The sequence below is a fragment of the Halostagnicola sp. A56 genome, assembly GCF_000691505.1.
In the GTDB taxonomy this organism is placed as follows: Archaea; Halobacteriota; Halobacteria; order Halobacteriales; family Natrialbaceae; genus Halostagnicola.
Genome location: NZ_JMIP02000023.1, coordinates 148,869 through 175,190, shown reverse-complemented (window position 1 = coordinate 175,190; position 26,322 = coordinate 148,869). Strand labels below are relative to the sequence as shown.

Sequence of the window (26,322 nt, the reverse complement as noted above, 5' to 3'; positions counted from 1 at the left end):
CGTGGTCGAACGCCCATGCTCGAACGTTTACGTTCCCGCCATCCGCGGGGTCGAGTCGCGGTCTGGATCGTCACGGCGATCGCCCTCGATTCGATCGCGACCGGCGTCGTCGCCATCGTCACCGAACCGGCCGTTCAGGCGGGCGGGCTCTGGGGCGATCTGCAGGCGGTTTCGGAGTTCAGCGGGACCGTTCTCGGGTTCGCATTGCTCGTTAGCGCCTGGGGGATGTATCGCGGCTTTCGGCTCGCGTACGTCGTTTCCGCCGCGCTCGTCCTCCTCTCTGGAATCCACGGGGTCGTCCAGTCGCGGCTGCTCTCGATCCCCCTCGTCGTCCTCTCGCTGGGCGGCTGATCGTCCTCGTGCTCACCAGCGACCGGTTCACCAGATCGACGTCGCTCACCGCGACTCAGATGGGGTCGCTGATCGCGATCGTCGGCGTTTTCTCCTACGGCACCGCCGGCGCCTACGCGCTCCGAGCGGGATTCGCCGAGCTCGACACCGTCCTCGACGCCGTTTACTTCACGTTCGTCACCGCCAGCACGGTCGGCTACGGCGACGTTCATCCGCTCACGGAGGGGGCGCGGCTGTTCGCGGTTTCGCTCATCGTGCTCGGCCCGACGACCGTCGGGCTAACCGTGGGCTCGCTCATCGGACCCGAGATCGAGAGCCGCCTCTCCCGAACCGGCCGACGAGCGAAAGAAGCGGCTCAGAAAGACGGACGCGAGCGAATCGTCGTGCTCGGCTACGACGACCTGACCGAATCGCTCGTCGACGGCCTCGAGAAGCACGCCGACGTGAGTGTGGTCACCGACGACAAGACGCTGACCAGCCGACTCGAGAGTCGAGCGATCGATGTCGTCGTTGGTGATCCAGCCGACGAGGAGACGCTCCGGGAGGCACAGGTAGACGCGGCGACGGCCGTTCTCGTCGCGACGACTGACGACGCGCGGAACACCTACGCCGTGCTCGCCGCGCGAGAACTGACGGACGCGCGGATCGTCGTGTGTACGGAAACTGGAAATACGGACGCCCTCGAAAAAGCCGGAGCCGACGTCGTTGTCGATCCCGGAAAATTGCTGACGAACGCCATCGTCGGAACCGCGCATCCCTCGAGCGAGCGGCGAGATCACTCCGCCGCGTCGACCGCCGACCAGAGCGGGTAGAGGTCGTCTTCGACCGGGTCGGTGATCGCCTCGTCGCCGAGTCGGAGTTCGGGGTCGGTCGCGGCGTCGCGGACGGTTCCGATCGCCGTCGCCTCGATCCCGTTGGCGGCCGCCGACTCGAGCGTGGATTCGAGGCTGTCCTCGGGTATCGTCGCGAGTAGCGCGCCCGACCCGAAGATACACAGCGGGTCGACGCCCGCGGCTTCACAGAGTGCGGTCGTCTCCTCGCGAACCGGGACGGCGTCTCGATCGATCTCGAGTCGACAGTCCGACGCTCTGGCGATCTCGAGTAATCCGGCGGCGACGCCGCCCTCGGTCGGGTCGTGCATCGCCGTCGCGTGCTCGCGAACGAGACGCGCGGCGGGGACGACGCTGATCTCCTCGAGGAACGTCTCGGCTCGCTCGCAGATCGTCGGATCCACGTCGAGGTCGTCCCCGAAGTCAGCCGCGAGGATCGCGGTTCCCTCGAGGCCCGCAGCGCCGGTCAGGACGACCGCGTCGCCGGGGTTCGCTCCGCCGGTCGGGACGAACGACTCAGTCGCCCCCATCGCCGTCAGCGAGACGAGCGGGCGCTCGAGCGCGTCGACGTACTCCGAGTGGCCGCCGACGATCGACGCGCCGACCTCGCGTGCGGCGGCGTCGAGGTCGGCGCTTATCGGCTCGAGGTCGAGACCCTCGGGAAGCAGTACGACCGCCGTGAGCCACCGCGGATCGGCACCCGAGGCGGCGACATCGTTACACGCGACGTGGACGCCGAGGGTCCCGACCTTCGAGGCCGCGAGCGAGATCGGATCGGAACTCACGACGAGCTGGCCGCCCGGCCAGTCGATCGCGGCGGCGTCCTCGCCGTCCGCCGGCCCCTGCAGGACGGTTTCGTCGGCTGCTCCCGTCCGTCCGAACACGTGCTCGAGCAGATCGGCCGGACCTACTTTCCCGGGCATACCAAAGTCTGGGTCGATCGTCGGTTTGTAGCTGTCGGCTTCGGAAAGTGGCGTCGCCGGGGCCGTCTGTCGACCTGTCCGCGAGCAGTGGGCGGATCAGACACCGGGTCGCTTCGGAGAGGTGACCGTCGAGTCGCTGGCTGCTCGAGTCCTCGAGAACGGATCCGCCGATAGCAAAAGTGGGTACACGCCACCAATCGAACCGCGCTTCCGACCCCGGCGTTTCGGCGTTCGAACCACAACCAGTTTAGCCCGGAGCCGTCTGGTGTCGAAACGATGGACCGAAAGTCAGTTCTCCTCGGTGTTGCGGTCGTTCTCGCGGGCTATTCGGCGTTTCTACACTTCGGCGTCGGACTCGCCGGGGTGCTCGGGTCGGTTCCCGACGGCGCGGTGACCGCCGTTTCCGCCCTCTTCCTGATCAGCGCGGTCGTCGTCGGGTTCTTCCTCGTCGCACTCGCTCGAGGAGTCGCCATCCCGACTATCTATCTGGCGGGTGGCGTCCTCATGGTCTTGCACCTGGTGGCCTACGTGGACGTCCACGCGCTGGGCTATTTCGAGACGGCGACCGGCGTCGATATGCACGGACACGACGGCGGCTCAGAAAATCACAGCCACGACGATACCACGACTAATCACAGTCACGACGATGGTGCGGTCGATCACAGTCACGCTGACGACACGGACGGACACAGCCACGACGATGGCACAGATGGCCACACCCACGCTGACGACGAGAACGAACACGCTCACGGCAGCGACGAGTCCACGGGGCAGATCCTCGTTTCACACCTTCGAAACGACCTCACCGCACTCTCGACGAAAATCGCGGAAACCGGTTCGGCGATCGCCTTTTTCGCGCTGTACGTCCTCGAGCGATAAGCAGACGATCCTAGCGAGCGGGCTTTCGCACCCATTTAGACGGGCTCGAGATCACGGCCTGACGATGTAGCCCTTCGACTCGAGCGATTCGATCACGCCCTCGGGCGCGGCCGCGGCGGCGTCGCCGGTCGCCGCGAACTCGAGTTCGTTCTCGCCGATCACGTCGAATCGGTAGTCGGTGCCCTCGTGACCGACGACGACCTGCTCGCCTTCGACGGTGATGTCCATAGTGGATCGAACGCAACGTACAGCGATGCGGGTGGTGAACTACCCCACCCTCACAGAGCGAACGGCGTTAGCCGGGAGCGAGTAGGGTGGGGCTTCCTGTTTCCACGACGCGCTTTGCAGACACAACGGTGTCCACAGGGAGCGCAGTCTCCACAGGCGTTCGAAAATCGCTTAGCGATTTTCGCAGCCCATCAGAATCTTCCGATTCTGAGGACGTTGATTCGGAGTAAACCACTCCTACATCCTCGAGACCGCGAGAAAGAATATTCCACGCCGCATTCGCGTCCCTATCCGCTTCAAACCCACACGCCGGACACGAGTGTTCACGAACCCACAGTGGCTTGTCCGTCTTGACACCACAGGACGCGCACTCCTTCGTCGTATCTTTCGGGTCAACCGAGACGAAGTGCGTTCCCTCACGTTCGCACTTGTATTCGAGCATCCGGAGGAATGTCCCCCACGCCGCGCCTGCTCGATTCCGTGAGTTACCGGGGAGTTCGACCACCCCCTTCGCATCCAAGTCCTCAACAGCCACCAAGTCGTACTCGGTGGCGTAGTAGTTCGACAACTTGTGGAGGAAGTCTCGTCGCTTTCGCTTGAGATTGGCGTGTCGTTCGGCCACGACCTGCCGTTGTTTCTCCCAATTCGCAGAGCCGTGTTCCTTCCGCGAGAGGTCGCGTTGTGCGCGTTCGAGTCGTTCGCGCTCGTCGCCGAAGTCGAGACTTTCGATGGCGTACCCATCGGTGTCGTGGGCGTACTTGAGAATCCCCACGTCGATACCAACGACCTTCTCGGGCGTCTCTGGTTTTTCAGGCGTGGCTTCCTCTACGTCGATGCCGAACGTGGCATACCACTCGCCCGTGGGTTCTCGTTTGACCGTGACCTGTTTGATGGTCGCATTCTCGGGGATGTCTCGGTGGAGGTGAATCGGTATCTCACCGATTTTGCTCAACCACAAGACAAGCCGACCACTCGTATTCTTGAGTTTGAAGCCGGACTGGTTGTAGGTGAGCGACCGATACTCCCGAGGCGGTTTCCACTTGAGCATCCCAACAGCGCGTCCGTTCTCCTTCTGTGCTTTGAGCGTGGAGAGGTTGTCGTAGACGCGCTTGACGACCATCTGAAGGACTTTCGAGTGAACGTCTCCGAGGTCGTCCCACCACGTTTTGAGGTCGGGGAGTTGTCCCTGAACCTCGTAGCGGGCGGGAATGTCGTCTGTCTCGTTGAGCAGGTAGAGGACGTGGTTGTACAGTTGTCTACAAGTATCGACGTGATCTAGAAGCGTCTCGGTGAGGGCTTCCGGCGGGTCGAATCGATACTTGTAGTTGTACTGCATGGTCTACTCGTCTGAAGTGGGTTCGGAGACGCGGACGACTTTCACGTCGGCTCCGCGCCAGCGTTTTGGGACGATGACGTGGGCACTATTCCCCGACGGTTTTGCAGTCCCGTCAAGGACTTCTTCGCCTTCGATTTCAAATCTATCCATCAGCGAGGTATAGACTTTGGATATACCTAAAGGTAGGGGTGGGCCTGTGGGCAGAGTGTCGTGGGTGTTTGAGAATTGTGCGGCGCTGTATCCCCTTCCTACTGTGCTACTCGGTCGCTTCGCTCCTGCGTTGCTCCTTGAGGACGGGGACTTAGCGCCTATTTCCAGTTAAAAGTGGTCGCTCGCGTTGGGTTCACGACCGGAGCGACCAGACCTGACGGGAGAGCTCCCACCGAACGCCGTCACGACGAGTCGTCCGCGGGAGCCAGCGCCGACAGCGTCTCTCGTATTTCGTCCTCGTTCGCGCCGCGGGGGAAACTCACCGCGACGGCGTCGACGCCCTCGAGCGACTCGAACGCTTTCAGGTTCTCTCGAGCCGTCTCGAGACTGCCCGCGGCACAGAGGTCATCCAGAAGGTCGTCGTCGAGAGCGGCGGTCGCCCGCTCGCGGTCGCCCTCCTGCCAGGCGTCGTGGATCGTCTCGGCCTGCTCGTAGCCCTGTCGGACGAGTGAATCGCGGTAGTACGTCCCCATGCCGCCGATATAAAAGGCCGCGTGCTGGCGGGCGAGTTCCTGCGCCCGCGCGGCGTCCTCGAGTACACAGCAGGTCACGCCGACCGTCACGCGAACGTCCTCGGGCGACCGATCGCCGAGTTCGGCGCCCCGGCGCAGGTCCTCGAGCCCGTCTGCCATTCCGTCGGCCGTGAACATGATCGCGTGCCAGCCGTCGGCGAAGCGGCCGGCTAGTTCGACGGCCTTCGGCCCCATGCCGGTCACGTCGACCGGTGGCGTCTGCGCCGGCGGCTCGCTCCGGAGTTTGAACCCCGAGAGCGAGAACTGGTCGCCGTCGTACTCGACGGGATCGCCCGAGAGCACCCGCCGAATCACCTCGACGTACTCTCGAGTGCGTCGGAGCGGATCGTCGAACTCGACGCCGTGCCAGTTTTCGATCACGATGGGGCCGCTCGGCCCGATTCCGAGGCGAAAACGCCCGTCCGCGACCTCCTGTAACGTGGCCGCGGTCTGCCCGAGCAGGGCGGGCGAGCGCGAGTAGGTGTTGACGATGCTCGAGCCGATCCCGATCGTCTCGGTTCGTTCGGCGATGGCCGTCAATACCGTCACCGCGTCCCGACCCCACGTTTCGGGCAGCCACGCGAAGTCGTAGCCGGCGGCTTCGGCCACCTGCGCGTACTCGACGAGCGCGTCGACGCTCGGCTGTGCGGCGACCGGCAGGTGGACGTCTCGAGCGGTCGTCGTCTGGTTTTCGCGATGATCCGTCGTCCCACCCACGCCTCGAGAACTCATACGTCAGGCGTCTCCTCGACTCGAGGGACGCCCTTGGCGGCGATCGTTTCCCCGACCATGTACGACGAGGCGGGACTCGCGAGGAACTGCGCGATGTCCGCGATTTCCTCGACGGTTCCGATCTGTCGATCCACGTCCGAGCGGTCGATCGCGTCCGCGGAGACGCCCATCTGACTCTCGACGCCGGGCGTGGCGACGAAGCCGGGGGCGATGCAGTTCACTCGAACGTCGTCGCTCGCCCACTCGGCGGCGAGCGATGTAGTGAGGTTTATCACGGCCGCCTTCGCCGCGCCGTAGTGGCTCATGTAGGCCGATCCCTGCTGGCCGGCGACGCTCGCGAGGTTGATGACCGCTCCGCCGCCCGCTTTGAGGTGGTCGGCGGCGGCGTGGGTGCAGTGGTAGGTCCCGTTGACGTTGATGTCGACGATGGTCTCCCAGCCGTTCGGACTGATGTCGTCGAAGCCGGCCATGAACGACGCCCCGGCGTTGTTCACCAGCACGTCGAGGCTGCCGAACTCCGCGACGGTCGTCTCGACGAGCGCGTCGACGGCGTCGCGGTCGGTCACGTCGCACTCGACGGCGACGGCGGCTCCCGGCCGGTCGCTCTCGCGGATGCCCTCAGCGACGGGGTCGACGTTGTCCTGTTCGCGCGAACAGACGACGACGTCGACGCCGTCGGCCGCGAACGACTCCGCGATCGCCCTCCCGATCCCGCTCGAGGCGCCCGTGACGACGGCCGTATCGCCGTCGACGCTAAACTGATCGGTACTCATTCGGTCTCACCGACGGAGATCGACAGCGCGTGCGATGATTTCCTTACCATTGTTAGGTACAACCCAGAATACGGAGACGTTGGTAATAAAGATGGGTATGGGAAGCGTATCGTTAAGTGTCTCGTCGCCATTGACACCTGTAGACAGACGCGGAGGAGCGGCTACCGAGGCGGGCAAGCGTGTACGCGCTCGAAACTGCATCGTCGATACCCGGCGACCAAGCCGAAACTGACCCGCGAACGGTCGTCCGCGAAAAACGAATGAGAGACACACGGGCAGCACAATCCGAGGACGCTGTCGGGACCGAACGCGATTCGACGAGCGAGCGCTCGTACGACCGAAGCCAGTGGGAAGCCGTCTTCTGGGACATCGGCGGCGTCATCCTCGACCTCGAGTCGGTTCGGACAGCCCACGTCGCGTTCGTCGACGAACTCCTCGAGCGGTACGACCTCGAGACGAGTCGGGAGCGGGCGCTCGAGACGTGGCGCTCCGTACTCGGCGAGTACTTCCGGGAGCGCGACGGCACGGAGTTTCGGCCGGCTCGAGCGGGCTACGCGATCGCCGTCGAAACGCTCGTCGGGACGGAGGTTCCCCGCGAGGACTGGAAACCGGCCTTCGAAGCGGCCGCAGACGATGCCATCAAACCCGTTACCGGCGCGCCGGAAACCATCCGTCGACTCGCGGCGCGCGACGTTCACGTCGGCGTCATCAGCGACATCGACGACGCGGAGGGGAAACGAATGCTCGAGCGCTTCGGCGTCCGATCGGCATTCGATTCGATCACGACCTCCGAAGAGGTCGGGCGGACCAAACCCGATCCGACGATGTTCGAAACCGCACTCGAGAAAGCGGGGGTAACTCCGAGTCGGTCGCTCATGGTCGGCGACAGATACGAACACGACGTAAAGGGGGCTGCGGATGCGGGCCTACACGGCGTGGCCTTCGGCGCGGACGACGGACCGGCGGTCTCGTACCGGATCGAGGATCCTCGCGAGGTGCTCGAGATCGTCGACGACGGCTCGAGAACATTGTAAGATACAGCATTCGTCGAAACTATTTTCGTTAAGCACCGTGAGACTGGTAGACACAACAATGCCGAACCGTATCGACGCGACCAGCGGGTGCTTTCGACCGCTCCCCCCCTCTCGATCTATCCCGTGGAAGCCATGAGTGACGAGTACCGCGAGCGCCTCGTCGACGAGGACGCGCTGGCGTCGTTTCTGACCGACCACCTCGGACCGGCCGAGACGTACGACGTCCGCCGACACCTCGAGGGCCACTCCAACGAGACCCTGTTCGTCACCTGGGGCGATCGGGAACTGGTCGTCCGCCGACCGCCGCCGGGCGACGTCGCGGAGACGGCCCACGACGTGCTCCGGGAGTACCGGGTGACCAACGCCGTCGCCTATACTGACATTCCCGTCCCAGAGCCGCTCTTCGCGTGCGAAGACCACGACGTCATCGGGAGCGACTTCTACGTGATGGACCGCCTCGAGGGTGACGTCCTCCGGGAGGACGAACCGGAGCGCTTCGCGGCTCCCGACGCTCGAGCGCGGATCGGCGAGGAACTGGTCGACACGCTGGCGACGATCCACGAGCTGGATTACAAATCGGTCGGACTCGGCGAGTTCGGCCGCCCGACCGGCTATACCCAGCGCCAGGTCGACCGCTGGGGCCAGCAACTCATGTGGGCGTTCGAGGTCACCGCCGATGAGCGCGAAGTACCGGATCTGTACGATGTCGGGGAGTGGCTGCAAGAGAACGTCCCCGACGACCATCCGCACACGCTCGTCCACGGCGACTACAAACTCGACAACGTGATGTTCGGCCCGGGCGAGACCCCGGAGTTGATCGGCGTCTTCGACTGGGAGATGGCCACCCTCGGCGATCCGCGCGCCGATCTGGGCTGGATGCTTTCTTACTGGCGCGATTCGAAGGATCCGGAGCCGTCGATTCCGGAGCTGACGACCCGGTTTATGGAGAGAGAGGGATATCCGAGCCGCCGCGAACTGGTCGATCGCTGGGAGTCCCGGACGGGCTATACGTTCGAACACGAACGGTTCTACCGCGCGCTCGCGGTGTACAAACTCGCGGGCCTCGGCGAGATGTTCTTCCGGCGCTACCTCGAGGGCAACAGCGACGATCCGATGTACCCGAAGATGGAGGGGCGCGTGCCCGCACTGGCCGCTCGAGCAAAGCGGATCGTCGACGGCGAGGAACCGCTCTAGGGGCTTCGAGAAAACTGGTGATAGCCGACTGGGGCCGCGCCGTACTACCGTGTCGAATTTTCACCAAACGAGAGTGTCAAATTTCCCACGAACGAGACGCGGTCAGTCCGACGTCTCCTCGAGATCCTCGTAGATTCGCGGGTCGGTCTGGAACTTGAGGACGTTGTGGACCGCCGAGTTGCGGATGTTGGCGATAACGCCGCCGTACTCCTTGTAACACTCGTGGATCCACCGGGAGACCTCCTGGCGATCGCGAAACATCATCACGGTCTTCCACTGGTACTCGCCGTCCGAGAGGAAGAAAAACAGCGTGTGTTTGTCCTCGCGGATGTGCTCCATCGCCGCCTGCCACCTCTCGGCGAAGTGTTCGGTGTTGAACTTGAACTCGAACAGCGCGAAGATGTAGTACTCCTCGTTGGGGATGATCGCTTCTCGAAAGACGCCCTCGTCGCGCATTCGCCGGATCGATTCGCTGACGGTGACGTGGGAAACCTCGATGTCGTACTCTGACTCGAGCACCTCGGTTAGCTCTCGAGAGGAGAGCTGCGGGTCGTCGGCGAGTTCGCAGAGAATCGCGATGTCGCGGTCTTTGAAGTCCCAGTCGGGCGGATCGTCTTCGGTCATACGAAGCCTGTTTCGGGCCGTTTTACGTGTGCGTTTCGATCGCTTCGGCCCCTCTCACGAACCGCTGCCCCGCGTATCACTCCGGCGCGATCCCGCCCTCGTCTCTCGTCAGGAGGTAGAGTACGAACGAGGAAAGCCAGTGTGATCCAGCGTAGGCGTCGGTAAACGCCTGAGCTAGCCCGCGCTCGGCGTGTCTTTTCGCGCTTCGCTCGAGGATGGGGGCATACTCGTGCCCGGGAAGGGCATCTGCGATTCCAGCCAGCGACCACGCTTTCGAGACGTTCAATCCGACGAAATGGAGGGCGATTTCCTCGTCGGGATCCGACTCCACGTCGATAGGATCGAGGATCGTTCGCCCGGGTGCGTCGGTGAGGTCAGGGAGAAACCGTTCGACCCAGTCGACAAACGCCGGGCGGTCGTACACGCGCCGCATGAGATCCGCTTCGGTGAGCGATGGGGAGAGAAAGTCCCAGCCGAGCGGCTCGTATTCGACGGGATACTCCCGGTCTTCGGCGAAGAATTCGGTCGCAGTAGTTACGGCCGAGGTTTCGAGCGAGTCGTTCGAAACAGTTCTCGCATAATCGAGAACGCAGTGGAGGGCGAACGCGGAGTTCTGGTGCGTTCCGACTCTGAACCGTTCGGATCGGTTTCTCGTTGTTTGGCAGGGAGGAGAGGGAGAAGAGACGAGAGGGCATACATTGAAAACGGCTGGCCGTCCGGAAACACGAGATCTTCTCCGTGAACTTCAAAATAGTCGCCGACATTGTAGTTTGCTTCCGCCTCGCCGTTGATTTCGATACACTCTACACGAAGGTCGTAGAGGGTAAATTCCCTCTCTTCCGGGTTTTCTGCCATCGCAATCATACCGTCTCAAGAGAATAGCATAAGTGTTTTTTTCTCCTCAATTGATGCCGCGACTGCAGCTACCGTAGATGACGAGGCGCTACTCAGTGATTCCTCACGGCATCTCGAGTCTGTTCCGTCCTACGGCCGTAGAGCGAACCTCACGTAGCACCATACAACCACGGTTAATATCTACCGGTCGAGACCCGTACTCTGCACACGCTCTGCCACGTCGAGAAGAAATATTTTATGACGGCACTATGATGGACGGAGGTGATAGTAGCCTATCTCCAATGCCGAGCCCAAATGGGAAAGCTGTCACCGGATGTAGCGAGTGTCTCGCGAACGTGGTGAACTTGCACGTGCCACAAGCTCGGACGAACACACAGGCGCTTCGTTCTCGTTCTGGATAGCGGAAAGGTTTTTGATTCTCCAGGTGAGTGTTTCCCATGCATGCAGGTCCTAGTTACGGATCCGATCGCAGATGCGGGTTTAGACGTGCTCAAAGAAGCTGGCCATGATGTCGAGACGGGCTACGAACTCGAGGGTGAGGCTCTCCTCGACGCGGTCTCGGACGCCGACGGACTCATCGTTCGCTCCGGGACCGAGGTCACCGAGACGGTCCTCGAGGCCGCCGAAGAGCTGGTCATCGTCGGTCGTGCTGGTATCGGCGTCGATAACATCGACATCAACGCCGCGACCGATCACGGCGTCATCGTTGCCAACGCTCCCGAAGGGAACGTCCGTGCCGCCGCCGAGCACACCGTCGCGATGACGTTCGCAGCTGCCCGGTCGATTCCTCAGGCTCACATTAGACTGAAAAACGGCGAATGGGCGAAAAGTGACTATCTCGGTGCGGAACTCAACAACAAGACGCTGGGCGTCGTCGGCCTCGGCCGCGTCGGCCAGGAGGTCGCCAAGAAGCTCAACTCGCTTGGCATGGACGTCGTCGCCTACGACCCCTACATCAGCGAGGAGCGCGCCGACCGCATCGGCGCCGAACTCGTCGACCTCAAGGCGAGCCTGGTGCAGGCAGACTTCCTAACCGTCCACACGCCGCTTACGCCGGAGACGGAGGGGCTGATCAGCGAGGACGAACTCGACTTGCTCGGCGATGGCTACCTGATCAACTGCGCTCGCGGCGGCGTCGTCGACGAGGACGCTCTCGCGGCGAAAGTCGAAGACGGGACGCTGGCCGGCGCGGCGATCGACGTCTTCGCCGAGGAACCGCTGCCCGCTGACTCGCCGCTGCTCGAACACGACGATACTATCATCACGCCCCATCTGGGTGCGTCGACGGAGGCCGCTCAGGAGAACGTCGCCACCTCGACGGCCGAACAGATCAATGCTGCCTTAGCAAGCCATCCGGTCACCAACGCCCTCAACGCCCCGTCGATCGACGAGAGCGCGTTCCCCCGCGTTGAGCCCTACATCGAAATCGCTGAGACCGCGGGCAAAGTTGCCGCCCAACTGCTCGAAGGCCGCGTCGAGGACATCGAGGTCGTCTACGAGGGCGACATCGCCGGCGAGGACGTCGAGTTCGTCACCGCGAGCGCGCTCAAGGGCATCTTTGAGCCGGTCCAGTGGCAGGTCAACGCCGTCAACGCGTCTCAGATCGCCGATGACCGTGGTGTCGACGTCACCGAATCCAAGACCCCCCAGGCCGAGGACTTCCAGAGCTTGGTCTCCGTGAGCGTCAGTAACGACGATAACGGAATTTCGGTCGACGGGACGTTGTTTATGGACGATGATCCTCGCATTGTTCGCGTAGACGGCTACCGAGTCGACGCCATTCCACACGGTCAAATGATCGTCGCGCGAAACACCGATGAGCCCGGTGTTATCGGTTTCATCGGCTCCGTTATGGGTGAGTATGACATCAACATCGCCGGCATGTTCAACGCTCGCGAAACCATCGGCGGGAAGGCCCTGACCGTCTACAACGTTGATGGCCCTGTCCCCGACGAAGTCAAAGAAGAGCTAGAAGGGGACGAGCGGATCATCGAGATCAGCGATATTAACCTGAACGGTCAAGATTGAATCTGGTATCCGTACGAGCAGTTTGTTAATCTCGCTCGCCTTCTCATTATCCCTGCGAACATCGGCCCTGAAGGAGTTCCTCCGCCTAGCGGACCGCTGTGAACGTCTCGCTTACGGCTGGTGCCGTTGACTCCGGAAGGGGCACTCCTGTTGCCGAGGCGCATGTTGGAGGAGTCAGTAACGTCCTCGGAGCGATGTCGCCCGATTCGACTAACGAGGGGAAAACTATCCGGTTTTGATACCAGCGATATCGCACGTACTGACGGAGCGAGGGAAAGTCCCTAACGGCCCCGCCTCAGACAGAGCCGTTCAGCTCCACGTACTCCTCGATTCTATCGAATCCGAGCTCAAGGCGGTCGAGACTGTTCGCGAAGCTAATACGAATATACTCGTCGAGCGTGTCCCCGAAGCCGACACCTGGAACAACTACCACACCGTGCTCCTCGAGTAATTCTCTGGCGATCGTCGTGCTCTCGACACCGAGTTCCGAGCAATCGAGGAACGCATAGAACGCCCCGTCAGGTTCCGGACACGAGATCCCCGGGAGATCCTCGACGCGGTTGACGACGTATTCTCGTCGGTCATCGAAGGCCGATAGCATCGACTGAATTGGCTCCTGATCTCCTGTGAGTGCTTCGACAGCCGCTTGCTGAGATGGAGCAGGAGCACAGGTCACGATGCTCTCGTGGAACTCGAGCGCTGCATCGGCGACTCTTTCATTGGCCGCGAACCAGCCGACACGCCATCCAGTCATCGAGTATGTCTTAGAACAAGACCCGACAGTGATTACATGTTCCGGATGCGCTGTGTTGCTAGCGACCGACTGAAACTGTTGATCGTAAACAATGTCCTTGTATACCTCGTCTGCGATAACGTACGCATCGTGTTCGGCAGCGGCTTCGACGATCTCTGCTGTCGCGGACGGGTCGAGTATCTGCCCGGTCGGATTCGACGGGGAAGTGAGAAGAATCGCGGCGGTCTCATCGGACATCTGGTCGACCAAGAGTTCGGTGTCCAGCGCGAATCCTTCCTCTTCACAGAGAGGGACGTTGACCACGTTGGCATCGGTCATGATCCCTTGTATCTGGTAGTTCGGCCAAGCGGGAGTCGGAACGATGACTTCGTCACTGGGATCCGCGACGGTTATACACGCGAGCGCCAGCGCCTCGACGGCCCCTGCCGTAACAATGATCTCGGAGTCCGGATCGTACTCGTAATCGAGGTCATCGGCGATGGCGTTTCGGAGTTCAGAAATCCCAGTGCTTGACGTATAGTGGGTTGCCCCGTTTTGGGTCGCTTCCACTGCAGCGTCTATAATGTGGTCCGGTGTATCGAAGTCTGGTTCCCCGATCTCCATATGGACGAGGTCTTGATCGCGATACTCATGAGCGAGATCAAACATTTCTCGGATCGGAGATCGGCTTACTCGTTCGGTTCGGCTAGCTAATGATAGGCCATTACCATCTTCTGGATTCATGTTCCACTTATCGTAGAGAAGACACATATAGCTTGTGATCGCAAAAGGCTGATCGGCGTGGATGGCCGCTGGCTTCCGCTCGGAAGAAACGAGTACGATGCAGAGACGGGACGCCTCACAGCGTCTGCTTTCGTCGTTCGTCGTATCGGGGCATTGTCTACGGATCGGAGGCCAGTGTCGCGATCGGTTGCCTCTTAGTTCTGCAGTAGCCCTGACAGTTGCCAGTAGTTCCTGTTGGACCTGCTGTGTATCGCTGCACCCCCGACCAAACCTCGCCCCTATGAAATCAAGGCATAACCATATGAATTCTATAATTATTACTTTTATTCTGTGAGATGTCATGACAGGGCATGGACAATCCAGATGCCACCATGCAAGCCGTGACCGCTGAGATACCTCCCATCAATTCGCTCACGGTCGAGCAAGCGCGACAGGGGTACAAACAGTATCTCGAAATCGAAGAAACGATTTCTGACGTCGGTGACGTGCGTAATCCAACTATTTCCGGACTGGACGGCGATATTCCGGTCCAAATCTACGAACCGACGGGGACCGGCGCGCGGCCGCTCGTCGTCTGGATGCATGGCGGTGGGTTTATTTTGGGCGATATCGAGTCGTACGATCCGACCTGTCATGCCCTCTGTGATGTGCTCGATGCCGTCGTCGTTTCCGTGGACTACCGACGTGCTCCGGAGCATCCGTTCCCGGCAGCCGTCGAAGACTGCTACATCGCAACGGAGTGGGCCGCGGAGTCCGCCGAACGGCTCGGTGCGGACCCGATAGGCTGATCGTCGCCGGCGATAGCGCTGGTGGGAACCTGGCCGCATCAGTCGCTCACTTGGCTCGTGACAAAGGCGGCCCATCGATTGATCACCAGGTCCTGATCTATCCGACGACGACTTTCAAATTCGATTTTGACACGGAAAGCGAACCGAATACCGACTTTTTCCTTACCGAACCTGATCTCGAGTGGTCCTGAGATCTCTACCTCGACAACGAACTTCACGGAATGACTCCGTATACATCACCGCTCCAAGCGCGATCGGTAGCAGACCTTCCACCGGCGACCGTCATTACTTGTACCTTTGATCCGCTTCATGACGAGGGCGTCGAATATGCCAATCGTCTTGAAGAAGCCGGCGTCGAGGCTTCACATAAAAATTCCAACGGGATGATACACTCTTTCATCACGTTACTGGCGGAACCACGAATCGACCAGGTGTGGGACGCGCTCGACTTCATCCAAGTGAGCCTCTACGATGAGCCAAACGGCGAGTGAGTAGCGCACGCCCTCGGCCGCTCAACTGCGTACTTGTCGTTCGCGTCTTTCCGAGAACGGACGGCGCTGACAGCGAGTCATTGATGACTGTCACCGCCGGACGCCGTACGGAAGCGGGATCGATCTGGAGTATCTGTTCTATAGGTTCTCACTCACACGAGACTCTCTTGTCTCTTCTTCCATCTTCCGGAGATAGGACATATAATCCGTCCCTCCAGTTCCTTCGGTGTCTCCGGTCTCCTCACGGATATACTGGATCACCTGCCCAAAGTGAACATCTCTGAATTCCTCGAGGTTACTCACACACCTGTTATAGGTCTCCCAGAGGTCGTCCCGATCTTGCTCAGTCACATACTCGACGATGTCGGGACCACTGTCGAGCGTCTCGATAGTGGACCTGTGCAACGGCGGCATATAACTCCGCATATCTCCGAGTTTCTCGGTCATCTCCGTCGCGTCATGTTTTATTCCGAGCGTCGCATCGATCGAGGGAAGTATGGAGCTCTGTGCACCAGATCCACCACGTAGCGTTTGCGGCGTCCCCTCTAACTCATCTACACCTTCGAAGTAGATTTCATCGAAGCCGTCGTAGTAGGGTCGATACTCATTTGCAAATACCGACGTATCGTTGCCTTCGGTCATCTGCTCCATGATGTCGGTTACGTCGATGATCGATCTTGCTATCGTGTCCAGCGTCTCCTGTAATAATTCCGGCTCATCGTCAATAACTGCCTGTTGTGCGACTGGACACGCATTTACTGCAGGGCCAGCAGCTGCTTCGATTGCAACATGAATGATGACGAACCACCGCTCGTCATCATAGTGTGTAAAGCTCTGGATCAAGTCCAAGTTATCAAGCGATATGTCTTCGTCTGGGTCCTTCCTCTGGAAGTTGTGGAGGCAGAGGAGATCGTACGAGAGAATTGGTTTTCCGCTCTCGCTACTCGTATCGGGGGTTTCGAACCGAACCGGTCGCGAAAACGGACGGTGAAACACACTTGGCATATCATTCGGCCGGCCTAAACAATAACGTTCGGCCGATAATAGTGGGTAAACTCTGAAATAGATGGATTTATACGCCACTCTCGGAAGAGATGTTGTACGAACTATCCCCTCGAGACAATGGTAGCAGATGTCGATACGCCGACCGCGTCGAGACGAGAGAAGATCGACGCCCTGATCAGCGTTCTCAAGTACGACCCGCGACTCACGGCACTGATCGTGGGCGTCGGAATCGTCGCCGCCGTGCTTGAAGGAGTGGGGTTGAGCTTCTTGTTGCCGATCATCGAGCTGGTCCAGTCCGGCGGCCAGCCCGGACAGAGCGGAAACCTCGGCGCGTTCGCGACGGCGTATCAGACCGTAAACGTTCCGCTGACGCTGGGGACGGCGGTGCTCGGCGTCGCAGTCGTCATGACGGTACGGTTCGCGGCGAGTTTTCTCGTGGCGTGGCTCCGCGAAATCCTCCGGATGTCCTACATACGAGACCTCCAGACGGAGGCGTTCGCGAACGCGTTCGAGGCCGAGATCGCGTACGTAGACGACGTCGGGTCCGACGACACGCTGAACGCGATCATCACCCAGACGTTTCACGCGGGCCAGGTTATTCGGCGGCTGGTGTTGTTTCTCGAGCAGTCGTTTCTGGGGGCCGTCTACGGACTCATCGCGTTCGTCATCTCGCCGCGTTTGACGGCGCTCACCGTCGTCGTCCTCGGGGGCGTGACGCTGTTACTGCGTGTCGTCGTCGAGCCGGACGGCGACATCGGCGACAGGGTCGCGGACGCGAACGAGCGGCGCCAACAAACCGCCCAGGCCGGCGTTCAGGGGATGCGAGAGAGTCGAATATTCGGGCTCGTCGACGAGTTGTACGTGGATTTCGTCGACTCGGTCGAACAGTACACGAACGCGCGAATCAAGCTCCGGCGAAACCAGGCCGCGATCAACAACTTCTATCAGCTAACCGTCGCGGTGTCCGTGTTCGCGCTCATTTACGTCTCGCTCACATACGTCGACCTGACGCTCAGCTCGCTCGGGCTCTTTCTGTTCGCGATGTTCAGACTAGGGCCGAAAGCGAGCCGGGCGAACGAACTGTTCTACCGGATCGGCCACGATCTCCCCCATCTGGTTCGGACCCGCCAGTTCACTCGCGATCTCGCCGATAACGCCGAACCTGACACCGCCACACGCGCGGTTCCCGACCGGGTCGAGTCGATCACCGCCTCGGACGTCACCTTTTCTTACGACGGCGAGACGGACGTGCTGAAAGAAGTGGACTTCACCGTCGAGCGAGGGGAGTTCGTGGCGTTCGTCGGCCAGTCCGGGGCCGGAAAGTCGACCGTCGTCTCCCTACTCTCGCGCATGTACGAACCCACCGACGGCGAGATCAGGGCGAACGGCGACCCGATCGAGGAGATGGATATTTCGGCCTGGCGCGACCGGATCGCGGTCGTCAGCCAGGACCCGTACATCTTCGACGACACGCTCCGGTACAACCTGACGATCGCCGACAGGGACGCCACGGAAGCCGAGCTCGATCGAGTCTGCGAACTCGCGCGGGTGGACGAGTTCCTCGAGGACCTCCCGAACGGCTACGACACGGCCGTCGGCGACGACGGGGTCCGCCTCTCGGGCGGCCAAAAACAGCGCGTCGCCATCGCTCGAGCCCTCATAGACGACGTCGACGTGTTGCTCTTGGACGAGGCGACGAGCGATCTGGACACGAACCTAGAACGGGAGGTACAGCGCGGCTTCGAGACGATGGATCGAGAGTACATCGTCGTCACCGTCGCCCACCGCCTCTCGACGGTCCAGAACGCGGACCGCATCTACACGCTCGACGACGGCGTCGTCACGGAAGTCGGCTCGCACGACGAACTCGTCGAAAACGACGGGGAGTACGCCGATCTCTACGCGGTGCAGGCACACCACTGAAACGGTGGCCGGGTACAGCAGCTGCGATCGAGTGCCCGCGAGACCGAACGAAACCGGTCACGTACCCGTCCTCGAGTCGACCCGGTGCAAGCGTTAACTGGTCGTGCGGTGTAGCCGATCGGATGGCCGAGACACCGCCAAACGTCTTGCTCGTCCTCACCGATCAAGAGCGCTATGACTGTAGCGCGCCCGACGGACCGCCGGTCGAGACGCCGACGATGGACCGACTCTCGAGCGAGGGAATGCGCTTCGAGCGGGCGTTCACGCCGATCAGCATCTGTTCGAGCGCGCGTGCGTCGCTGCTGACCGGACTCTTTCCCCACGCCCACGGGATGCTCAACAACTGCCACGAAGCGGACGCCATCCAGCCGAACCTGCCGACTGAACTGCCGACCTTCTCGGAACTGCTCGCGGATGCGGGCTACGAACTGACCTACACCGGAAAGTGGCACGTCGGGCGCGACTCGACGCCCGACGATTTCGGGTTCTCGTACCTCGGCGGCAGCGACAGACACCACGACGACATCGACGAGGCGTTTCGGGCCTACCGCGACGAACGCGGCGTTCCAAAAGACGACGTCGAACTCGAGGACCCCATCTACACCGGCGACGACCCACACGACGATAGCGAGGGAGCGTTCGTGGCCGCGAAGACGCCGGTCAACGTCGAGGACACGCGCGCCTGGTTTCTCGCGGAGCGGACGATCGAAGCGATCGAAGCTCACGCGGACGAGGACGGCAGCGGCGAGCAAGAACACGCTGGGACCGAAGCCGACGACGACCGGCCCTTCTTTCATCGTGCCGACTTCTACGGCCCGCACCATCCCTACGTCGTCCCCGAGCCCTACGCCTCGATGTACGATCCCGCGGAAATCGAACCGCCGGCGAGCTACGCCGAGACCTACGACGGGAAGCCGCGGGTTCAGAAACAGTACCTCGAGTACCGTGGCGTCGCCGGCTTCGACTGGGAGCTGTGGGCCGAGGCCATCGCGAAGTACTGGGGGTTCGTCAGCCTGATCGACGACCAGCTCGAGCGGATTCTCGAGACGCTCGAGCGGACGGGACTGGCCGAGGAGACGGTGGTGGTTCACACGTCCGATCACGGCGATTTCGCGGGGTCACACCGGCAGTTCAACAAGGGGCCGCTGATGTACGACGACACCTACCACATCCCGTTGCAGGTCCGCTGGCCGGGCGTGGTCGAACCGGGGTCGGTCTGTCAGGACCCAGTCGTGCTCCACGATCTGGCGGCGACGTTTCTCGAGATCGGAGACGTACCCGTTCCCGACTCGTTCCATGCTCGAAGCCTCGTCCCGCTTCTCGAGGGCGACCGCAAGCCCGGACGCGGGCGAGCCCACCGCGCGGAGTGGCCGGATTCGGTGTTCGCTCAGTACCACGGCGACGAGTTCGGCCTCTATACCCAGCGGATGGTCCGCACGGACCGATACAAGTTCGTCTACAACGGCCCCGACGTAAACGAACTGTACGACCTCGAGGCGGACCCGGCGGAACTGCAGAACCTGATCGAGCATCCGGCGTACGAAGAGATTCGACTGGAGATGAGCACCCGACTGGTCGAGTGGATGGCGGAAACCGACGATCCGAACCGGACGTGGGTCCCCCAGACGCTCGAGTAGGCTTCACCGACAGTCGTCGAGCGCCGCTGGGTCCCCCAATTCAGTGTGCCATCAACAGCAGTTTCGCCTCCGTTCTGGCGAGACAGAACGGCCGCTCGGGTGGTGTATCGAACGACGCCGTCGCGTTTTCGGTGACGAACAGCCGACCGAACGCCCGTCCGCAGGCGGGACAGCCCAGCTCCGCGCGGTTCTCGAGCGTTCGCGTCTCTCCGTCGTCGTGTAAGAGTTTCAGTTTCGCCCGGTAGTCGTGAATGCTGAATCCGCCGGTGATGTCGATCCGTTCCATGTCGCTCGTCGTGTACGTCTGCGGGAATTCATTTTAGTGTCACTGCCGTCGGACCGTCGGGAAGAAATAGATAGGATTCTTACACGTGTGGCGTGATATCGCTGTCCGCTCGAGACTTCATCCCCGTCGCGTGGCCGATTCTTGGCAAAAATATAACGGGAACTCGAGGATTACTACGGAACCGAAGTCAACCACGGGCGTCTCTACCCGAACCTCGACGAACTCGTCGAACTCGGTCTCGTCGAGAAGAGCGAACTCGACAAGCGAACGAACGAGTACTCGCTGACCGACGACGGCTACGACGCCGTCCTCGACGGCATCAACTGGACGCTCTCGAAGGTCGTTACGGACGGCGACCGAGCTGACGAGATCACCGATATCGTCGAAGACAGCTACTAAAACCCAGTACGACGATTCTGTCGGTGTCACGTCGCGACGAACTGACAACGATCACTCGGACCGGTATTCGGGCACCGGTTCGCCGGCCGTCTCGAAGACGAGTTCGATCGAGCGCTCGAGCGCGTCGCGTTGCTCGTCCGACGGCCACGCATTTCTTACGACGTACTCCGTCCGGAACTCCGAGAGCTCCGCGACCGTCGCCGACTCGATCGGCTTCGCGTAGTGGTTCCCCATGAAATCCGCCAGCAGCGCGGCGTTGTCGCCGTGGACCTCGCCGTGAGCGGCCCGAACGTCCTCGACGAGCGCGCGATTCGCCGCGTCGACCGCCTCCCAGTCGTCCGGGTCGCCAGCCCCCTCGAGCGGGATTTCGACGGCGCGCTCGAGATCGTCGATCCGGTCCGTTCTGATGACGCCCGCGTCCTCGTCGTGCCACTCCTTGGGGTGGAGGACGAGCACGTCGTCGTCTTCCGTTCTGACCCGCGCGGTGTACTCGTGGTCCTCGAGCAGCGTCTCGCGCTCGGCTTCGTAGGCGGCTGTTTCCTCGTCGTCGATGGCGTTTCGCGCGAGTCTGGTGAGCCGTTCGGCGTCGTCGATCGCTTCCCTCGGAAGCGATTCGCCGGCCTCTGCGGCCGTTTCTCGGGAAGTCGACTCGGCTTCGTCTCCGGCGCTCTCGGCGTCGGGCCCGGTGGCCGACTCTTCGTTGGGAGTAGGCATGTGGATACTCGAGAAAAGGAGCGGCTGACTTTTCAGTCGTGCGTTCCCGGTGTGCCTTCGCGGGTTCGTTTCGGCGGGGGGCGCGAGCGCTCAGGCCTCGTCGAGCGCCTCGTTCGCGAGGTCGTCTGCCCGTTCGTTGGCCTCTCGAGGGACGTGCTCGATGGTCCACTCTCCGAAGCCCGTGAGTAACTCGAGTGCGGTTACGCGGCGCTCTCTGAGTTCCGGATTGTTCGTGTCGTACTCGCCGCGAACTTGCTTGACGATCAGTTCGGAGTCCCCGCGGACGTGGACCTCGTCGTACTGGTAGTCGCGGGCCGCCTCGAGTGCCGCGATGAGCGCCTCGTACTCGGCCTGATTGTTCGTCGCGTGCCCGATCGTGTCGTTGCCCTCGGCGACGATACCGTCGCTCGTGACGATCACCCACCCGATTCCCGCGGGGCCCGGATTGCCGCGTGCCCCGCCGTCGAAATAGACGTGCGCGCGACCGCCGCCCTCGCGCAGCAGCGCCTCGAGGTCCTGCGGGTTCGAGCCCTGGACGACGACTTTGTCGTCGTAGGCGATCCCCGTCGCGTCGCCGCGACTCGCCCGCCAGCGTTCGTGGTCCGTGTTTCCAGACTCGATGGTGACGTTCGCGTCCTCGAGCCGTTCGCGGGCTCGATCGACGTTGCACTCGATGACCGGCATTCGTGCGAACTCGGCCGGATCCGAATAAAGTCTTTCTGGTTTTGAGTGACAAACTCCGCCCGTCAGTACGTCTCTCGACTGATATCGGCGCTTTGGCTCCAACGGAAAAAACCCTTACCAAGGATTTATATACGTCCGTGATACTACTATAAAAGTGCGATGACACGGTCCACCCGCCAGCGGGAGCGAACACGTGAGACGGACGAGACCGAGGAACAAGAAGGGGTACGTGCCTGCCCCGAGTGTGAATCGGATAATCTCGTGAAGGATTCCGACCGGGGTGAGCTCATCTGTCAAGACTGTGGGCTCGTCGTGGAAGAGGAAAAAATCGATCCCGGCCCTGAGTGGCGGGCGTTCAACCACCAGGAACGGCAACAGAAGTCCCGCGTCGCGCGCGCGACGACCCAGACGATGCACGACAAGGGACTGACGACGACGATCGACTGGAAAGACAAGGACGCCTACGGACGCTCGATTTCGTCGAAAAAGCGCAGTCAGATGCACCGACTGCGCAAGTGGCAAGAGCGCATCCGTACCAAAGACGCCGGCGAACGTAATCTCCAGTTCGCGCTCAGCGAGATAGACCGCATGGCCTCGGCACTCGGCGTGCCGCGATCCGTGCGCGAGGTCGCGTCGGTCATCTATCGCCGCGCACTCAAAGAAGACCTCATTCGCGGACGCTCCATCGAGGGCGTCGCGACGTCTGCGCTGTATGCCGCCTGCCGAAAGGAGGGCATCCCGCGCAGTCTCGAGGAAATTTCGGAAGTCTCACGCGTCGAACGAAAAGAAATCGGTCGAACGTATCGGTACATCTCGCAGGAACTCGGTCTCGAGATGCGACCCGAAAATGTTGATCCGAATCGGCTATCACTAATTCCGTCGAAGAATTCATTCCGAAATTCATCTACTGAAATGGATCGATGGTCGTCCGAGGAACTCGACGAACCCGACCTCCCGACGGTGTTGAAATCCCTCGACGACGATAAATGTCGAACCATACTCACGCTACTGACCGAACCGAAATCTGCCAGTGAACTCTGTGAGGAGTGCGGTCTCTCGAGCTCGACGGTGTACCGGAAGCTCGACTTGCTCCGTGAATCGATGCTCGTCCGTGAATACACCGAGGTTCGACGTGACGGACCCAACGTGACTCTCTACGAACGCGATTTTACTGACATCTCAATTAGCGTCACCGATGACGAGTTCACGATAGAGGTATCCCGACCCAAAGAAGACCCAGAAGACCGCATGGCAACGTTCTGGTCTGCAATGAAGGAGGAATCAAAATGAACCTCTCTATCGTGTTACTCGGCGTCGTGAAGATCACTGCCCTCATTCTCGGAGGAATTGTGTCTCTGATGGCGTACAGAGCATACAATCGCACGCGAATCGCGGGCCTCCAGTTTTTCGCGATAGGATTAGCAGTCATCACATTTGGAACGTTTCTCGTCGGAGTCTTCCATCACATCGGTGGAGCATCCACTATCACCGGGATGACTCTCGAGAGTGTGATCATCAGCATTGGATTCGTCGTAATGATTTATGGGCTCAACCAGACGTAGAATCCGGTCTGTCGTCGACGGTCGCTACTCCAGTAGGAACGTTCAAAGCTACGACTGGTTCTCCCACATCTTGGGACACTTCCATCGCTCCTTATCAATCCCCATCGGAGTGCGCATATGGACACGTCCGATACAGAACGCAGTCAATTAGACATTGTATTCCCTGGCATAGCCGGGGGTGTCAGTAATCGATGAAGCGAAGCCCTACTTTTGAGTACGCAGATCTCGTCGCATCGCGGAGCAGATTGGTAATTGCACTGTTGCTCGTTATCAGTGCCGTCGTTGGGGCTGGCGCGATTGTCGGCACAACTGGGGAAGGTCAGATTGGCCAAGCCGGCATCGATTCTCCGGAACAGGCGGCGCTTGACCGTATCGAAGCAACGTATGAGACGGACGATGCAGTTGTTTCACAGGTCGTTATCAGGGACGAGGGAGGTAACGTTCTCACCCGCGAATCGTTACTTAAAAGTCTCCGTCTTCAGCAGGAGCTTCGAGAAAACGAATCGGTCAATGCGACACTTCGTGACGGAACGGGGATGGTCGGCATTGAGAATATAGTTGCCAACGTTGCGTACGCACACCAACAGAGTAGGGGTTCGTCGGCTATCGCCAATGATTCTGGAAACAATACATCGATGGCAAGACAGGGTCAGTCATCAGCACCGACACTTAACCAGCAGATCACAGCACTTGAATCCAGCATCGACGAGGAAGTGGAAACGTATCTCAGCCGAATCCTCGACCCAGACGCGTCTGTTCCCGGCAACGAGCCAACTCAATTTTTGCCGACGGATTACGAACCAGGGATGACGAGTGCAGACGCGAGAACGACTCTCGTCTTTCAGCAGAGTCCAAGCAGTTCGACTACAACAACCGAATCGGTGAACGATGCACAGCTGGTTATCAGCTCTCTTATCGAGAAGCGCTTCGACGATGCGTTCGTGTTCGGGCAGGGTCTCATCGATGCGGAATCCTCGCAGGCCATCGGCGACACGTTCATCATCATTACGCCCGTCGCAATCGTTCTCTTGCTCACCGTCCTCACGATCGCCTACCGGGACCTCATCGACGTTCTCGTGAGTATATTCGGCGTGGCCGTCGTGCTGGTGTGGTACGCTGGCATACAGGGGTGGCTCGGGATTCCATCGAATTCGACCCTGATCGCCGTTCCGTTCTTGCTTATCGGCCTTAGTATCGATTACTCGCTTCATGTCGTCATGCGCTACCGCGAAGCCCGAGAGGGAGCGCTCGACACCGACGATGAGAACGTCAGTCGACGAGATCCCACGACAGCGATGCGTCTCGGAATCGCTGGGGTCGTTCTCGCTCTCGCTACTGCCGCGTTCTCGACGGCTGTCGGGTTCCTATCGAACTACGTCAGTCCGCTGGGCTCAATTCAGGATTTCGCCATCCTGAGCGGTGTGGGAATCGTCGCCATCTTCGTCGTTTTCGCCGCGCTTGTACCAGCCGTCAAACTCGAACTCGAACGGTTTTTCGACCGCCGTGGCCGCGACCGGCATACCCCCGCTGTCGGCGTTGGTTCGGGGCGGCTGAACCGTGTTCTTTCGGGTACTGCGACGCTTGCCCGGCGAGCCCCCATCGTGGTCATTGTTCTTTCGTTACTCGTCGCCTCCGCAGGGGCGTACGGCGCGACGAATATCGACACCGAGTTCAACCAAGCTGATTTCATCCCGCAGGATGCACCGTCGTGGATGGGGTCTCTCCCGGAACCGTTCGCACCCAGTGAGTATGAGGTGAGTGAGAACCTTGCATACCTCAGCGATAATTTCCACCAACGTGGAGAGGAATCAGAAGGCCAGATATTGATACGTGGGAACGTGACCGCGCCAGCACTCCTTACCGCGACCAACGATGTGATCAGCAATACGAACAGCAGCGGGACAGTCGTCGTCGGTTCCGATGGAAGAGCAGCTATCGAAGGTCCAACATCTGTGCTTCGTGCTGTCGCCTCAGAAAATCAAACGGTTGCAGATGCAATCGCAGTCCGTGACACGGATGGTGATGGTCTCCCAAACAGAGACGTCGCAGCAGTCTATGACTTGATGTTCAATGTTGCTCCCGAACAAGCATCGTCGGCTCTCTATCGTGCCGAGAATGGGTCATACGAATCTGCACGGCTAACTGTCGGCGTGCAGGGGGACGCCTCGGCTCAGTCGGTCGCAAGGGACGTACGAAACATCTCCTCGACCATTGAACAGGACGCCCCAGTACGAGCTACTGCAACGGGTGGTCCGGTTATCACTGCGGTCGTCCAAAGTGCTCTGTTCGAAACGCTCGTCGAAGGATTCGCTATCACCCTTGGGGTCATTCTTGCCCTTCTTATCAGTATGTACTGGTGGCGATACCGCGCGCCGGGGCTGGGTGTCGTGACGCTCGCACCCGTCCTAATCGCACTCGCGTGGTTGCTCGGCACCATGTCCGTGCTCAATATCCCATTCAACAGCGAGACCGTCGTGATCACGAGTCTGGCGATTGGTCTCGGTGTGGATTACAGCATTCACGTCAGTGAGCGGTTCGTAGATGAACGCGCTCGCCACGATTCGCTCGCCGAAACGCTGGCAACAGCACTCGAAGGAACTGGTGGTGCGTTGCTCGGAAGTGCGGTGACGACTGCGGCAGGCTTTGGGGTGCTCGCACTGGCGCTGTCACCCCCGCTCCAACGATTTGGCATCGTCACAGGGTTGAGTATCGTCTACGCGTTCATCGCGTGCGTGACGGTACTTCCGTGTCTGCTCGTGGTTCGGGAGCGCGTACTTACAAGAGTGGCCTGAATCTCCTTGGGACGCACACATATTCGTCCTTTCACACGATGTTGTAGTTTCTCAA

24 protein-coding genes and 4 pseudogenes are annotated in these 26,322 nt (G+C 60.7%); 14 read left to right on the top strand and 14 right to left on the bottom strand.

All coding sequences use genetic code 11. From position 1 onward, the window contains the following. The first annotated feature begins 15 nt into the window (after window positions 1-15). A complete protein-coding gene (locus EL22_RS18630) occupies window positions 16-351 on the top strand; it encodes a hypothetical protein (RefSeq protein WP_231587968.1) in 336 nt (111 codons plus the stop codon). Window positions 352-359: 8 nt separating this feature from the next. Further along, a complete protein-coding gene (locus tag EL22_RS13985; protein WP_231587967.1) occupies window positions 360-1,163 on the top strand; it encodes an NAD-binding protein in 804 nt (267 codons plus the stop codon). Here the strand turns inward: EL22_RS13985 and EL22_RS13980 are convergent. Then, window positions 1,127-2,104, bottom strand: a complete 978-nt coding sequence (locus EL22_RS13980; RefSeq protein WP_050052064.1) for an AIR synthase family protein — start codon at window positions 2,102-2,104, stop codon at window positions 1,127-1,129. The two genes, EL22_RS13985 and EL22_RS13980, sit on opposite strands and share 37 nt — an antisense overlap. A 276-nt stretch (window positions 2,105-2,380) precedes the next feature. On the opposite strand from EL22_RS13980, the gene EL22_RS13975 reads away from it, so the two are divergent. Continuing rightward, window positions 2,381-2,983, top strand: a complete 603-nt coding sequence (locus tag EL22_RS13975) for a hypothetical protein (protein WP_050052063.1) — start codon at window positions 2,381-2,383, stop codon at window positions 2,981-2,983. 51 nt (window positions 2,984-3,034) lie between these two features. Here the strand turns inward: EL22_RS13975 and EL22_RS17345 are convergent, their stop codons facing one another. From EL22_RS17345 to EL22_RS13960, 5 genes are all read right to left on the bottom strand, one after another. Beyond that, window positions 3,035-3,211: a hypothetical protein gene (locus tag EL22_RS17345; protein WP_156184149.1), complete on the bottom strand. Its 177-nt coding sequence runs from the start codon at window positions 3,209-3,211 to the stop codon at window positions 3,035-3,037. Between the two features lie 67 nt (window positions 3,212-3,278). After that, the gene (locus EL22_RS13970; RefSeq protein ID WP_050052062.1) at window positions 3,279-4,547 is read right to left on the bottom strand and encodes an RNA-guided endonuclease TnpB family protein; all 1,269 of its coding nucleotides are present in this window, start codon (window positions 4,545-4,547) and stop codon (window positions 3,279-3,281) included. Between the two features lie 3 nt (window positions 4,548-4,550). Beyond that, complete coding sequence (locus tag EL22_RS17340) at window positions 4,551-4,697, bottom strand: DUF2080 family transposase-associated protein (RefSeq protein ID WP_394298909.1); 147 nt, start codon at window positions 4,695-4,697, stop codon at window positions 4,551-4,553. A 242-nt stretch (window positions 4,698-4,939) separates the two neighbouring features. Beyond that, a complete protein-coding gene (locus EL22_RS13965; protein ID WP_050052061.1) occupies window positions 4,940-6,001 on the bottom strand; it encodes a TIGR04024 family LLM class F420-dependent oxidoreductase in 1,062 nt (353 codons plus the stop codon). Then, complete coding sequence (locus EL22_RS13960; RefSeq protein ID WP_050052060.1) at window positions 5,998-6,774, bottom strand: SDR family NAD(P)-dependent oxidoreductase; 777 nt, start codon at window positions 6,772-6,774, stop codon at window positions 5,998-6,000. Before EL22_RS13960 ends, EL22_RS13965 begins: the two co-directional genes overlap by 4 nt. 260 nt (window positions 6,775-7,034) lie before the next feature. Here EL22_RS13960 and EL22_RS13955 point away from each other — a divergent pair, with 260 nt between their 5' ends. Beyond that, window positions 7,035-7,808 carry an HAD family hydrolase gene (locus EL22_RS13955; protein WP_050052085.1) on the top strand — a complete coding sequence of 258 codons (774 nt, stop codon included), beginning with the start codon at window positions 7,035-7,037 and terminating at the stop codon, window positions 7,806-7,808. Window positions 7,809-7,940: 132 nt separating this feature from the next. After that, complete coding sequence (locus EL22_RS13950) at window positions 7,941-9,002, top strand: phosphotransferase family protein (RefSeq protein WP_050052059.1); 1,062 nt, start codon at window positions 7,941-7,943, stop codon at window positions 9,000-9,002. A gap of 102 nt (window positions 9,003-9,104) precedes the next feature. Here EL22_RS13950 and EL22_RS13945 read toward each other — a convergent pair whose 3' ends face one another. From EL22_RS13945 to EL22_RS16265, 3 genes and pseudogenes are all read right to left on the bottom strand, one after another. Next, window positions 9,105-9,626: an Lrp/AsnC family transcriptional regulator gene (locus tag EL22_RS13945; RefSeq protein ID WP_050052058.1), complete on the bottom strand. Its 522-nt coding sequence runs from the start codon at window positions 9,624-9,626 to the stop codon at window positions 9,105-9,107. A 76-nt stretch (window positions 9,627-9,702) separates the two neighbouring features. Further along, window positions 9,703-10,203 (bottom strand): annotated as a pseudogene (locus EL22_RS13940) (DUF2891 family protein); the annotation flags it as partial. Continuing rightward, the gene (locus EL22_RS16265) at window positions 10,161-10,481 is read right to left on the bottom strand and encodes a TIGR04076 family protein (RefSeq protein ID WP_156184147.1); all 321 of its coding nucleotides are present in this window, start codon (window positions 10,479-10,481) and stop codon (window positions 10,161-10,163) included. The gene EL22_RS16265 and the pseudogene EL22_RS13940, both read right to left, overlap by 43 nt. Before the next feature lie 441 nt (window positions 10,482-10,922). On the opposite strand from EL22_RS16265, the gene serA reads away from it, so the two are divergent. Beyond that, window positions 10,923-12,509: a phosphoglycerate dehydrogenase gene (serA, locus tag EL22_RS13935; protein ID WP_050052057.1), complete on the top strand. Its 1,587-nt coding sequence runs from the start codon at window positions 10,923-10,925 to the stop codon at window positions 12,507-12,509. Between the two features lie 295 nt (window positions 12,510-12,804). On the opposite strand, the gene EL22_RS13930 is transcribed toward serA, so the two are convergent. Beyond that, window positions 12,805-13,866, bottom strand: coding sequence for a pyridoxal phosphate-dependent aminotransferase (locus tag EL22_RS13930; protein ID WP_231587965.1), 1,062 nt, complete (start codon window positions 13,864-13,866; stop codon window positions 12,805-12,807). 470 nt (window positions 13,867-14,336) lie between these two features. Between EL22_RS13930 and EL22_RS19380 the strand changes: the two are divergent. Then, a pseudogene (locus EL22_RS19380) lies at window positions 14,337-15,265 on the top strand (alpha/beta hydrolase). A 138-nt stretch (window positions 15,266-15,403) separates the two neighbouring features. On the opposite strand, the gene EL22_RS13910 reads toward EL22_RS19380, so the two are convergent. After that, the gene (locus EL22_RS13910) at window positions 15,404-16,270 is read right to left on the bottom strand and encodes a hypothetical protein (RefSeq protein WP_050052053.1); all 867 of its coding nucleotides are present in this window, start codon (window positions 16,268-16,270) and stop codon (window positions 15,404-15,406) included. A gap of 117 nt (window positions 16,271-16,387) precedes the next feature. Between EL22_RS13910 and EL22_RS13905 the strand changes: the two genes are divergently transcribed. Next, complete coding sequence (locus EL22_RS13905) at window positions 16,388-18,193, top strand: ABC transporter ATP-binding protein (RefSeq protein WP_050052052.1); 1,806 nt, start codon at window positions 16,388-16,390, stop codon at window positions 18,191-18,193. Between the two features lie 122 nt (window positions 18,194-18,315). After that, entirely contained in the window at window positions 18,316-19,830 is a 1,515-nt protein-coding gene (locus EL22_RS13900; RefSeq protein WP_050052051.1) for a sulfatase-like hydrolase/transferase, read from the top strand. A 40-nt stretch (window positions 19,831-19,870) separates the two neighbouring features. Here EL22_RS13900 and EL22_RS13895 read toward each other — a convergent pair whose 3' ends face one another. Then, entirely contained in the window at window positions 19,871-20,116 is a 246-nt protein-coding gene (locus EL22_RS13895) for a flagella cluster protein (RefSeq protein ID WP_050052050.1), read from the bottom strand. Window positions 20,117-20,272: 156 nt separating this feature from the next. On the opposite strand from EL22_RS13895, the pseudogene EL22_RS16255 reads away from it, so the two are divergent. Continuing rightward, window positions 20,273-20,515, top strand: a pseudogene (locus EL22_RS16255) (helix-turn-helix transcriptional regulator); the annotation flags it as partial. A 51-nt stretch (window positions 20,516-20,566) separates the two neighbouring features. Here EL22_RS16255 and EL22_RS13885 read toward each other — a convergent pair. After that, a complete protein-coding gene (locus EL22_RS13885; protein ID WP_050052048.1) occupies window positions 20,567-21,229 on the bottom strand; it encodes a hypothetical protein in 663 nt (220 codons plus the stop codon). A gap of 90 nt (window positions 21,230-21,319) precedes the next feature. Then, a complete protein-coding gene (gene rnhA / locus EL22_RS13880) occupies window positions 21,320-21,913 on the bottom strand; it encodes a ribonuclease HI (RefSeq protein WP_050052047.1) in 594 nt (197 codons plus the stop codon). A 159-nt stretch (window positions 21,914-22,072) separates the two neighbouring features. Between rnhA and EL22_RS18615 the strand changes: the two are divergent. The 4 genes and pseudogenes from EL22_RS18615 to EL22_RS13865 all read left to right on the top strand — a co-directional run. Beyond that, window positions 22,073-22,777: pseudogene (locus EL22_RS18615) on the top strand (transcription initiation factor IIB family protein); the annotation flags it as partial. Between the two features lie 48 nt (window positions 22,778-22,825). Continuing rightward, complete coding sequence (locus EL22_RS18610) at window positions 22,826-23,203, top strand: winged helix-turn-helix domain-containing protein (protein ID WP_231587971.1); 378 nt, start codon at window positions 22,826-22,828, stop codon at window positions 23,201-23,203. Further along, complete coding sequence (locus EL22_RS13870; protein WP_050052046.1) at window positions 23,200-23,475, top strand: hypothetical protein; 276 nt, start codon at window positions 23,200-23,202, stop codon at window positions 23,473-23,475. The genes EL22_RS18610 and EL22_RS13870 overlap by 4 nt, the downstream gene beginning before the upstream one ends. Before the next feature lie 191 nt (window positions 23,476-23,666). After that, window positions 23,667-26,267: an RND family transporter gene (locus EL22_RS13865; RefSeq protein ID WP_050052045.1), complete on the top strand. Its 2,601-nt coding sequence runs from the start codon at window positions 23,667-23,669 to the stop codon at window positions 26,265-26,267. Window positions 26,268-26,322 lie beyond the last annotated feature (55 nt).